An 11801-nucleotide genomic window follows, 5' to 3' on the forward strand; every position below is an offset into this window, starting at 1 on the left:
CGGCCGGCCAGGCGCTCGCGGGCAACGCCACCGCGCTCGTCATCGAGTCGGACGAGGCCCGGGCAGCGTTCATCGAGGACGTTCGCCAAGCGCTGTTCGCCTCCAAGATCGTCGCCTATTCGCAGGGCTTCGACGAGATCGAGGCCGGCGCAAAGGAATACGAGTGGGGTATCGATAAGGGTGCTTTGGCTCGCATTTGGCGCGCGGGTTGCATCATCCGCGCGGCGTTCCTCGACGACATTACGCGTGCGTACGAGGCCGACCCCGATCTGCCTCTCCTGCTGGCGGCTGAGCCGTTCGCGACCCGCTTCCAGGAGTGCACGCCCGCACTGCGTCGCGTCGTGGCCAAGGCGGCCCTCGCCGGCGTTCCGATTCCCGTGTTCGCTTCGTCGCTGGCCTACTTTGATCAGATTCGCGCGACGCGCCTTCCTGCCGCCCTCATTCAGGGCCAGCGCGACTTCTTCGGGTCGCATACTTATCGCCGGGTAGATAAAGAAGGCGTTTTCCATACTCTCTGGGCCGCCCCCGGGCGACCCGAAGAGCAGTGGTCCTAATACGACCTCACTGAAGGACCACTGGCAGGGGGTGAGCGCGCCGCGCGGCGCGCTCACCCCCTGTGTTTGTGCCCATAGTTTGGGGAACTTTCAGGAAACATGGTTAACCTAGAGGTACAACTATCCGCTGAAAGGGCGAACACGTGGCGACTAGCAACGGAAAATCCAGCTGGAATGACATCGTCGGGTCGGGCAAGAAAGGCACGTCCGAAAGGGACTCTCTTCCCTCTCGACGCTTGGTTCATTCCGCCCATGCTTCCCGTTCTTCGAAGAAGGACGCCCAGGCCTCGTCGGGTGACAAGAAGCGCCCCGCGAAGAAGCGTTTCCGCTGGGCCAAGCGCATCGGACTCGGAATCCTGACCGTCTTCCTGGGGATCTTTATTGCTGGCATGGCCGCGTTCCTGTACCTGTACAACACGCTGGCCATTCCCGCGCCGGATGACCTGGCGCTCGCGCAGAAAACCACCGTGTACTACTCGGACGGTACGACCGAGATGGGTACCCTCGGTGACATCAACCGGCAGATCATCGACACGACGACCCTGCCCGACTATGTCCCCAAGACGATCGTGGCCTCCGAAGACCGCACGTTCTACACGAACAACGGCGTCGACCTGAAGGGTATTTTCCGCGCGCTCATCAACAACCTGCGGGGAGGCGCACGACAGGGCGGTTCGACCCTCACCCAGCAGTACGTTGAACGCTACTACATGGGTGAAACCACGTCTTACACGGGCAAACTCAAAGAAGCTGTCCTCGCGATCAAGATCAACCGTGAGAAGTCCAAGGACGAGGTCATCGGCGCCTACATGAACACGATCTACTTCGGTCGTGGCGCCTACGGAATCGACGCGGCCGCCCAGGCCTACTTCGGCCACGGTGCCGACCAGCTGACACTGTCCGAGTCTGCGCTGCTGGCCGCCGTCATTCCCGCGCCCTCCGCGTGGGATCCTGCCGTCAACCCGGACAAGGCGAAGGAACGCTGGGAACGCGACCTGAATCTCATGGTTGAGGACGGCTGGCTCACCCCCGCTGAACGTGATGCCGCCGTTTTCCCAGAGACGATCGATCCCGACACGCTCAATAGCGCATCGATGACGGGCACGACTGGCTATCTGATGGCCCAGGTTAAGCAGGAGCTGCTTGCTTCGGGTCAGTTCGACGAGGACAAGATCGGTCAGGGTGGCCTGCGCATCACTTCGACGATCGTTAAGGAGCATCAGGACCAGGCCGTCACGGCAGCCGAAGGCATGAATGATGTCGACGGTTGGGATCCGACCTTCCAGCATGTCGCCCTGTCGTCGATGGATCCCGAGACGGGTGAGATCCTCGCCGAGTACGCGGGTGCCGACTACGAGCAGCGTCAGCAGAATGCGGTCACGCAGGACATCGCGATGGCGGGTTCCTCTTTCAAGCCTTTCGCTTTGCTGGCGAACGCGCGCCTGGGCGGTACGGTCTACGACACGTACTCGGGTAAGTCGCCCCAGTATTTCCGAGGCATGGGTACCCCCGTTTCGAACGATGGCGGCTACTCCTTCGGCAATGTGACCCTCGTGAAGGCGACTGCTTATTCAATGAACACGGTTTTCGTTGGTTTGAATGACGACGTGGAGCCGGAGAACACCCTCCAGGCCGCTATCGATGCGGGCATCCCAGAGGACACCGTTGGCTTAAACGATGAGCTCTTGAACGTCCTGGGTCCCTCCTCACCTCATAACATTGACCTGACGACCGCATACTCGACGATCGCGAACGGTGGCCAGCGCGTCACTGCGCACATCGTCAAGAAGGTTGAGGATTCGAACAACAAGCTGTTATATTCCGGTGACGTCGAACCCACGCGCGTGTTTGACGTTGAAGAGGTCTCTTCCATTATGCCGGCTCTCGAGGCCGTCACGAGCGGCGAGGGTACCGCTAACAACGTTGATGGCGCGATCCCGCGCCTGACGACGGCCGGCAAGACCGGTACTTCCTCGGATCAGTTGTCCGCCCAGTTCATCGGCTTCGTACCCGGCATGGTGACGGGCGTGACCATGTATCAGTCTGACGAGAATGGTAACTCGGTTCCCCTTGACGACGTGGGCGGCTTGGATCAGTTCCACGGCGGCGACTGGCCGGTTGACGTGTGGATTGATTACATGAAGCCGGCGACCGCGAACCTGCCTGGCAGCGACTTCCCCTGGAAGGTCGAGTCGAGCCGTAAGGTCCAGAACAATGCGCCGGTACCCGCGCCGTCCGCGACGAACGATGCTCCGCAGTCTTCCCCCGACGTTGCTCCGACACCGGAGGTTACCCCGAGTTCCGAGCCGACCCGTGAATCCGACGAACATGACAACAACGGTGGGAACAACGGCAACAACGGCGGGAACAACGGCAACAACGGCGGGAACAACGGCAACAACGGTGGGAACAACGGCAACAACGGTGGGAACAACGGCAACAACGGCGGGAACAACGGCGGCGGACGAAGAAATTAGCGCCTAGAACTGCCCAGGCGCGGGCCCCGAGGAGCATCCTCGGGGCCCGCAGTGCGTGGGAGCGGGCGCGCGCGTTGGCGAGGGGTCCCGGGCCTTCATGTGGCCTGTGCGTGTTGAGCGCTGCATGCGTTGCGCTGGACTTCCCTGTGCGCGTGCTGTGCGGGCGCTGAACAGTACAGTGCTGTGTGCCCGTCCTTGTCGCGATAGTTAGTTCGGGCCGCGCACGCGGATAGGAAACGACGATCCGGATAGGTTACGAACATCTGGATAGGCTAATAACCTATCCACAAGCGAATAACCTATCCGGATGCGCACAACCTATCCGGATGTGAGCGTATGCGCTCCCATCACGTGCCCTCCGTTGCCGCGCTTCTCTACTCGGTCGTGGTGCCGTGGCTAAGGGGCGGCAGGGGTCCGTCGATTTCGACGGGGATGCGCTCGCGTACGCCGTCCTCGTGGACAGCGTAGCGCCCGAGCCACCGCCACGCTCCTGCGCTAGCGCCGATTATCTGCGTCTGGTCGGTTGTCAGGACGGCGCACTCCCCTTTGGGCAGGGTGGCGATGACGAAGCGGACCGGACCGAGGGTGGTGGCATCCCAGATTCGAGCCGTTCCATCCGGTGAACCCGTTAGGATATGGTCATCGTCGGGAGACCATGCGACGGCGCGCACCCAGTCGCCGTGGTGGAGTTTGTGTATTTCTTCGCCGGTGGCGGCGTTCCACACGCGGGCGGTGTTGTCGTCGGATCCGGTCAGGATGCGGTCGCTGTTGTGTGACCATGCGACGGCGCGCACCCAGTCGCCGTGGGGGAGCATGCGTATCATTTCGCCGGTGGCGGCGTTCCACACGCGGGCGGTGTTGTCGTCGGATCCGGTCAGGATGCGGTCGCTGTTGTGTGACCACGCGACGGCGCGCACCCAGCCATCGTGGGGGAGCATGCGTATCATTTCGCCGGTGGCGGCGTTCCACACGCGGGCGGTGTTGTCGTCGGATCCGGTCAGGATGCGGTCGCTGTTGTGTGACCATGCGACGGCGCGCACCCAGCCATCGTGGGGGAGCATGCGTATCATTTCGCCGGTAGCGGCATCCCATATGCAGGCGGTTCGGTCTGCTGATCCCGTGAGAATGCGCGTACCGTCCTTCGACCACGCGACAGAGGTTACCCAGTCACTGTGGGTGAGCCGAAGGCTTGCTCTGCCGGTGGTAACGTCCCAGACGAGAGCGCTATGGTCGGAAGAACCTGTGAGAATGCGTGTATGGTCAGGGGACCATGCCACAGCGTTGATCGATGCGCCGTGGGTGAGAGTCAACGTGCTGTGCCCGGTGGTGGCATCCCACGCGTGCGCTTTACGATCGTCTGATCCCGTGAGGATATGCCGCCCGTCGGATGACCAAGCCACCGAGGTGATCCAGCCACTGTGGCTGAGCGTGAGCATTCTATCGCCGGTGGTGGCATCCCACACACGCACGGTATGGTTGCGCGATCCCGTGAGGATATACTGCCCGTCGGATGACCAGGCAACGGTCGTCACCCATCCGCTGTAGGTGAGCGAACGGGTATGCCACCCGGTTGCGCCATCCCAGATGTCGACGATGCCATTGCGAGAGGCCGTCAGGATGTGCTTGCCGTCGGGTGACCAGGCCATAGCGGCGATTGATCGCGTATGGTTGTCTGTACCGACGTTGTCACCGGTTTCGGCATTCCAGAGGCGAATTGTTCCGTCAGCCGATCCCGTTCGGATCGTGTGGCCTTTGTCCAGCCAGGACACGGAGAGAATCCGTTCGCCGTGGTTAAGCGTGTGTAGGTAGCCTCCGCTCTCCGCGTCCCAGACGGTTGCCTTGGAGTCCTCCGAACCCGTCAGGATGTACTCGCCGTCGGGCGACCAGGCCACCGCGTTGACGGCCTTATCGTGGTGGAGTGCGAGGATGTTTTCGCCCGTTGTAGCATCCCAGACGCGCGCGTTTCCATCGTCGGAGCCTGTCAGGATGTACTCGCCGTCGGGTGACCAGGCCACCGCGTTGACCGCTTTCGTATGGGTAAGAACCCGAATTTTCTCGCCCGAGGTCGCGTCCCAGACATACGCCGTGGAATCGTTCGAACCCGTCAGAATACGCCTGCCGTCGGGTGACCAGGCCACCGCGTTGACGGCCTTATCGTGGTGGAGTGCGAGGATGTTTTCACCCGTTGTAGCATCCCAGATGCACGCGTTTCCATCGTCGGAACCCGTCAGGATAAAGTCGGCCTCTGGAGCCCATTCCATCGCGGTTATGGTGTCGGAGTGCCCTCCGAAAACGTGTATCTCGGAGTGTTCATCGGACAGTCCGTGTTGTGGCGCAGGTGCCGTGAGAACGTCGGTGAGCCGAAGGTCTGCGGGGAATGTGTGCAGCAGTTGAGTGCGGTGCCGACATGCGTCCGCCAGGTTTGCTTCCTCCAAGTCGCAGTGGCGAAAGACGGTCCCGGAGAGGTCAGCGTCGGTGAAGTTGGTGTGTGTCAGCGTGCAGTGCTCATAGAGCGTACGCCGCATCGAAGCACCGCTGACATCGGCACGGTCCAGCCGGACGTGGTCGATGCGCGCGTCATCGAGCCTGGCACCTCGCAACGGTACTCCGCTGAGGTCCAGATGGAAGCGTTTCGATCCGATAGTCCACCCGCGCAGGTCTGTATCCGACAGGTCTAGTGTGCTCGGGAGCGGGTGTGGTACGGCTTGCTCCATCGCTTGCAGGATGTAAGAAAAGACGTTCCTGCGAGCGTTTGTATTCCCATAACGTCCAACCCGTTCGAGCCGAGTGATCGCCTGGCTGCGTGTGGTGTCGTCGAATCTGGCCACGAGTCCCGTGAAGAATCCGAAGGACTCGCTGGAAGGTCGGGTGATGTCCCATGCTGCCAACGCGTCTTCCGGCGAGTCCGCGAGGAGGGAATCGGAGAGCCGAACGGCCAAGAAGTACTCCAACAGGGAGGAATGGGCGAATGAGAAGGTGTTGTTGCGGAGCGTGAGGAAGGTGGCTGTACGCAGATCCTGTTTCCATAGATCGGGTTCCCAGGCGGTGTAGTGCCTCTTCATTTTCTCGTGGGAGTCAATGAACTCCAGCATCCACTCCTCCATCCAGGACGCGGACCACGTCCTCGATCCTAAACGCCAGACCTCCCACGCTAAGTGGGTCATGAGCAGGAGCTTGTGGTCGGCGATGATGTTGTGCTTCCCGTCATCTCTTCTTAGCCACTGACTGACGAAATTTTCGTAGAGGTCGACTGAACGGACAGTTCTGCCCTCCGTCAACGCTTTGTTGGTGGTTGGGAGAGTCTCTCGGATCATGTCCAGGAGGACCGGTTGGGAAGCTAATTCGCGCAGATTGTGAACCGAGCGGATCGTTAGCAGCAGCTGGTCGGTGTTCTCGTCCTTCAGGTTTGCGTGGAGGTAATCACGGATCTGCTTTTCGTCGAAGGGCAGGAGGGTGAAGACCGTGTAGGCGCTTCCGCGCACGCGGTGGCGTCGCTGAGTGTCAAAGAATGAGAACTTTTCTTCCACAGATCGGAAGTATTGTGTCCTACATGCCAGGAGGAGGCGTGTGCGCGGATTCCCACGATCGTCACCGTGTGCTGTGAGGGTGAGGATGTCCAGGAGCGAGCGAATGAGGCGGTGCCCATCTCCCGGTTCGAGGTGGACGAGAACCTCGTCGAGGGAATCGATGATAATCAGGGTTCGTTCGGTGCGGACGGCGTCCTTAAATTGCTCGACTGAGATAGCAGACTCGGTGGACGATGCGAGGAGACGGGCGAGAATTGTCTGCAGGCTGACGTCTATCCCATCACTGAGCGCATTGCTCATGGAGAGATTACGAAGGTCGAAGAAGATGGGCAGTGGCACGTCCTCACCAGCGTGGCGCAGCTCCAATAGCTTTCGGGTAAGCAGGATGGATGTGGTCGTCTTCCCTGCTCCGACATCTCCCAGCAGCGCACACAGCTGAGATGCGCCTGTGGTTTCTCCGCGAGCCCATGCGACGAGGCGCTCGACGACGTTCGCCGTATCGGGAACAGCTGTTGAAGCGCTTGCTCGTGGGCGTGCGTCCTTCGCGACGGGTGCTCCCTCGTCGGCGTGTAGCGCGATGGGGATGGTTCCTTCGAGTGTGAGTTCGGCCTTTCTGAATAAGGCGTGGGCCATCGTGTCTGATGTTGCTGAGTGCTGCGGGACAAGAGCGCACAACGTCTCGAGCGGACACTTGTCATCCGCTTCGTCGCTCGTATGCCCGCAGCAATACTCATGAACGTGTGTGTTTATGGTTGTGGGGGGAGAAGGATAACGGTCGGTTTGGCGCTCTGAGAACTCAGCAATTTCCTCCATTTGAGGTGCGATGCCCGTGAAGTAGACATCGGGTCCCCTCCTGCCATCGAATACAACCGTGAGTACGCCGTCCGCGTCCTGATTGAAGCGGGTTTTGAACTTGCGCATGTAGTCGCGTGGATCTTTGGCGGGGATGATCGCTTCAACCTGCCCGATGGTTGTTTTACCATCCTCTCCGAGGAGAGCACAGATTCTGCGTGCAGTCCTCGCATTGCCTTGCGTTAGGTCGTCGAGGCTCTCGAGGATCCTGCGGACGACGTCGGCTGGGAGTGGGCGCCCCGTGGCGTTTGATGAGGGTTGTGTCATTGTTCTTCCTCCCGCTGCGTGATGGCGCGTTTGAATCGATCGATAAAGCCGTCGATGAAATGATTACGTTGACGTGTGGTCGTTTGATCCGCATAGGAGCTTGGATTTGAAAGATTTCCGCAGTACATCACCGATAAGTCGGCTTTCAGGTGTTCAGCAAGCTCGTCGAGGGGGGTGTCCTCCAACAGGATGGGTAGCGTCTCGATCAGAGGTTCGCCGCGGAAGGACGCGATGTCGTGGATTCTGCGCAACGGGGAACTCAGGTAATTGGGTGTGATGAGTTCCATGATGTAGTCTGCAGCTGCGTGCTTATCGACTACTTGCGCGTCGAGTGCGAAGGCGGTGACGATGTCTGACAGGCGGCGCCACTGGATGTCGTAGTCCTTGAAGATGGCAAGGTTAACAGTCAGTCTGGTCATGAAGTCGTCAACGAGTTCCAGATCCTCGTCGGCGTAGGCGACGAGGATCGTAGTGGACGTGTTTTCCGCGTGTGGCAGAGAGTTGGTGCGAGTGTGCGTTCGCATCGCAGTGCAGAAACGGTCGAGGTGAGTGTTGTCACTGTGGACGTGCTTGGCGGCCGTGAGAGGTTGCTCGCGTCCTTGAGGGGGGCAGATGAAGTAGATGAGTTTCGTTGTGTCGTCGACCTTGAGTCGGAGGTGCTTATGGAGTGCGAGTTCGTCGTACAAGCGCATCAAATCATTGCGACCAGGTTTGTAGAGCTTGCCGTCGGAGGCCTTGTCCGTGAGTGCGTTGATGGCTCGTGCTAGAGGGCACGTGCCATTCCGATCTAGTGCGTCTGCGAGGTGCTGGAGGTCTTCCTGCGTCGCCGGATCTTCGAGCGGGTACTTCCCGACGCGTTCGCGCACCTGCTCTTTGGACAACTGACCCTTGTATTGGATGTCGCACATGTGCCTGTCCCTTCAATGCTGTACGTGAAACGGCTGACGGGGCCGTCATGAATTTGATGGTGTCGGCACGCGGCCTTTTGATTGGACGACGTATCTCTCGACAGTGTCGGCGAAGTGTGGTGTTTCTTGACACCCGGTCGATCGTGGGTGCTTCATACCTCCCTTGGTAGAACATCTAAGCCAATAATGGCATGATGCTGTCCTGATTGCAAATCGCACGGCTTGATTGGTTGTTTAAAAGTAAATTAGTGAGATCACTATCGAAATCGTAGGAAACTGCATGTTGCTCGCGGGGCGAGTTTTCGCCTTGCTGGTGCTGGAACATCATTGATCGAGGAGTTTTGGCGCCCAAATCGCAGACCACCTCGACAAAAAGTGCCAAAAACGGGCTGTTTAGGAGAAGTGGTCTGCACTTTGGGCAAAATAGCGTCTGCAGCGTCTGCAGCGTCTGCTGGCGGCGTGCTCGGCGCATCCGAATCGGCTATTAGACACGTAACCCCTTGATGCGCATGGGAACCCCTTAATGTGCGCGTGGGCGGCCATGCCCACGCGCGACCGACCGGATCAACGTGCGAGTGGGCGGCCCGACGAGCATACGCGGGGGATTTGCGTGCCGTTTGCTGGCTCTTCGCATTTTGGGGTGTGGGGGGTGGTGTTGGCATGGGGTCGGGGCCTGCCCGATGATTGAGGTTGCGACACTTCAAACGCTGGGAGGCCCCGACATGTCTAATGCTACCTTTTCCGCTGTGGATATGACGGCCTATTGCGGGTTGGAGGAGCTGGGCTTGGTGGCTGTGGGGATGTGCTGCCAGGGGGGTGGGTTCGTCCTGAAGTGCCGTGTGGCTAATCCTGTTCGGCTGTGTCCAGGGTGTGGGTGCCCGGGGTATTCGCTGGGGTCGCGTACCCGGCGCTTAGCGCACGAACCGCAGGGGCATCAGCCCACGACGCTGGTGGTGTATGTGGGACGGTACCACTGTCGCGTGTGTTCTCATTTCTGGTGTGATGACATCAGCCAGGCGGCTCCCCCACGCGCCAAGCTCTCCTTTGGGGCCTTGCGCTGGGGGCTTGTGTGCTTGATCGCTGACAATATGTCCATGAACCGGATCGCCGCTCACCTGGCGGTAGCCTGGCATACTGCCAACGAGGCGATACTGGCCTATGGCGACGAACTCCTGCTCGCGGATTCGACTCGCTTTGAAGGCGTGCGCGTCATTGGGGTTGATGAGCACGTGTGGCGTCATCGGGGTGGGGACAAGTACGCCACGGTGATCGTGGACTTGACCCCTGTACGCGACCATACTGGCCCGGCCCGCCTCCTGGACGTGGCGCAAGGCCGCTCCAAACGCGTCTTGTCTTCCTGGCTGGCCGCGCGCCCCCAAGAATGGAAGGACAACATCGAGATCGTGGCGATGGATGGGTTCAGCGGCTATAAAAGCGCAGCAGTCAGCCAGCTTCCAGGGGCGGTGGCGGTGATGGATCCCTTCCATGTTGTTCATATCGCTATCGACGCCCTAGAGCAGTGCCGCCAGCGCGTCCAGCAAGAAACCCTGGGGCATCGCGGCCGCAAGGGCGACCCCTTGTACGCGGCCCGTAAAACGCTCCTGACCGGCACCGACATCCTCACCGACACATCCCAGGCGCGCTTGGATGCCTTATTCGCCTGCCCCAACCACGCTGACGTGCACACCACCTGGAGAATCTACCAGGACCTCCTAGCGGCCTACCGTGATCGTGACCCCAGGCGCGGCAAAAACACCCTCCGCCAGCTCATCACGACGATCACCCGCCCGGACTTGCCACACACATGCATCGAACTAGCCCGCATGGGCAGAACCCTCAAACGCAGAGCCAGGGACATCTTGGCCTACTTCGACCACCCCCACACCACAGGCGGCCCCACCGAAGCCATCAACGGACGCCTCGAACACCTCCGCGGCATCGCCCAAGGATTCATCAACCACCGAAACTACCGCCTACGCTGCCTCCTCCACTCCGGCGGATTCCAACACCTCCTACACCCTTAAATGCGAAGAGCCCGTTTGCTCAGCATGTCAAGCCCTAGACGGCGGCTTCTTCACTGAGGAAACGGCAAAGGCACCTGGAACTAACCCAGCAACACGTGCAGTCCCGCAACGCACAACCACGGGGTTCACCGTCTACGCTCGCGCGCAATGCAAAAAGGTGGCTCCCGCTCATGCGAGCGGGAGCCACCCCTTCAGTCATTCAACCGATGAGTGAAGCCTTCACTTCGTGGCGATCACGCGGACACGCAGGTTCGCGGACACCTCGGGGTGCAGGCCGACGGTCACCGTGTAGTCGCCAGCAGCCTTGATGGGCGAAGCGATGATGACGCGACGACGATCGATGGTCTGACCCAGCTGCTCCTTGACCGCGTCAGCGATCGCGGCAGCGGAAATAGCGCCGAAGAGACGACCGGATGTGCCCACCTTGCCGAAGATCTCAACAACGCCGCCCTGCAGCGTGTCACGCACGACGCGGGCATCGTCGATTGTTGCGATCTCGTGACGACGGCGAGCAGCGGCGATCTGGTCGATCTGCTTCTGGGCGCCAGCGGTCCACTTGGCGGCGTAGCCGCGGGGGACCAGGTAATTGCGGGCATAGCCAGCCTTGACCTCGACGACGTCGCCGGCCTGGCCGAGCTTCGGAACGTCGTGGGTGAGGATCAGTTTCGTGGTAGCCATATCAGCTGTGTCCTTCCCTTATCAGCGACCGGTCGTGGAGTAGGGCAGCAGAGCCATCTCACGCGCGTTCTTCACGGCGCGAGCGATCTTGCGCTGCTCCTGCGTGGAAACACCGGTCACGCGGCGAGCGCGAATCTTGCCGCGGTCCGAAATGAACTTGCGCAGCAGAGCGGTGTCCTTGTAGTCGATCTTGTCGATCTTGGCCGACTTCAGCGGGTTGGCCTTCTTCTTGATGGGCTTGTTGCGAAGTTGAGGCTTCGCCATGATGGTCTCCTAGTAAATCCGGGCGGGCACTCCCGCCCCAAGCGTGGTGTCTTCGACGTGGCGCAATCCGGCGCGGGAGCCGGGGCGCGCGACTTTAGAACGGGGGCTCATCACCGAAGGACGTGGAGCCGCCGGAAGGGGCGGAGCGCCACGGATCCTCCGCAGAGCCGCCGGTCGGTGCGCCGTAGTTGGCNCCGCGGCGGCCTCCACACCGGTGGGATCGCGGCTGCTTCCGGTCGGGCGGAGCTTG

The 11801-nt window shown here is 60.7% G+C and carries 7 protein-coding genes and 1 pseudogene; 3 read left to right on the plus strand and 5 right to left on the minus strand.

Annotated elements, in window-relative coordinates:
• Both BQ7477_RS10040 and BQ7477_RS10045 read left to right on the plus strand, forming a co-directional pair.
• Positions 1-554: NADP(+)-dependent, decarboxylating phosphogluconate dehydrogenase (locus tag BQ7477_RS10040; RefSeq protein WP_478209465.1), on the plus strand; the 554-nt coding region annotated here is incomplete at its 5' end.
• A 143-nt stretch (positions 555-697) separates the two neighbouring features.
• The gene (locus tag BQ7477_RS10045; RefSeq protein ID WP_073983770.1) at positions 698-3031 is read left to right on the plus strand and encodes a transglycosylase domain-containing protein; all 2334 of its coding nucleotides are present in this window, start codon (positions 698-700) and stop codon (positions 3029-3031) included.
• Positions 3032-3405: 374 nt separating this feature from the next.
• Here the strand turns inward: BQ7477_RS10045 and BQ7477_RS10050 are convergent, their stop codons facing one another.
• Both BQ7477_RS10050 and BQ7477_RS10055 read right to left on the minus strand, forming a co-directional pair.
• Positions 3406-7677, minus strand: a complete 4272-nt coding sequence (locus BQ7477_RS10050; RefSeq protein WP_073983771.1) for an NACHT and WD40 repeat domain-containing protein — start codon at positions 7675-7677, stop codon at positions 3406-3408.
• Positions 7674-8585: a toll/interleukin-1 receptor domain-containing protein gene (locus BQ7477_RS10055; protein ID WP_073983772.1), complete on the minus strand. Its 912-nt coding sequence runs from the start codon at positions 8583-8585 to the stop codon at positions 7674-7676. The genes BQ7477_RS10050 and BQ7477_RS10055 overlap by 4 nt, the downstream gene beginning before the upstream one ends.
• 722 nt (positions 8586-9307) lie before the next feature.
• On the opposite strand from BQ7477_RS10055, the gene BQ7477_RS10060 reads away from it, so the two are divergent.
• Positions 9308-10609, plus strand: a complete 1302-nt coding sequence (locus BQ7477_RS10060; protein ID WP_073983867.1) for an ISL3 family transposase — start codon at positions 9308-9310, stop codon at positions 10607-10609.
• Positions 10610-10828: 219 nt separating this feature from the next.
• On the opposite strand, the gene rplI is transcribed toward BQ7477_RS10060, so the two are convergent.
• The 3 genes and pseudogenes from rplI to BQ7477_RS12565 form a co-directional block, all read right to left on the minus strand.
• Positions 10829-11287, minus strand: coding sequence for a 50S ribosomal protein L9 (gene rplI / locus BQ7477_RS10065; protein ID WP_073983773.1), 459 nt, complete (start codon positions 11285-11287; stop codon positions 10829-10831).
• A gap of 21 nt (positions 11288-11308) precedes the next feature.
• Complete coding sequence (gene rpsR / locus BQ7477_RS10070) at positions 11309-11551, minus strand: 30S ribosomal protein S18 (protein WP_007589142.1); 243 nt, start codon at positions 11549-11551, stop codon at positions 11309-11311.
• A 94-nt stretch (positions 11552-11645) separates the two neighbouring features.
• Positions 11646-11756: pseudogene (locus tag BQ7477_RS12565) on the minus strand (single-stranded DNA-binding protein); the annotation flags it as partial.
• Positions 11757-11801: the final 45 nt, after the last annotated feature.

This window comes from Actinomyces bouchesdurhonensis (genome assembly GCF_900128465.1).
GTDB lineage: Bacteria > Actinomycetota > Actinomycetes > Actinomycetales > Actinomycetaceae > Pauljensenia > Pauljensenia bouchesdurhonensis.

Bases quoted from the DNA above. Each gene is read 5' to 3' on its own strand.
- BQ7477_RS10050 (WP_073983771.1), bottom strand. From the start codon at position 7,677: ATGACACAACCCTCATCAAACGCCACGGGGCGCCCACTCCCAGCCGAC.
- BQ7477_RS10055 (WP_073983772.1), bottom strand. From the start codon at position 8,585: ATGTGCGACATCCAATACAAGGGTCAGTTGTCCAAAGAGCAGGTGCGC.
- BQ7477_RS10060 (WP_073983867.1), top strand. From the start codon at position 9,308: ATGTCTAATGCTACCTTTTCCGCTGTGGATATGACGGCCTATTGCGGG.
- rplI (WP_073983773.1), bottom strand. From the start codon at position 11,287: ATGGCTACCACGAAACTGATCCTCACCCACGACGTTCCGAAGCTCGGC.
- rpsR (WP_007589142.1), bottom strand. From the start codon at position 11,551: ATGGCGAAGCCTCAACTTCGCAACAAGCCCATCAAGAAGAAGGCCAAC.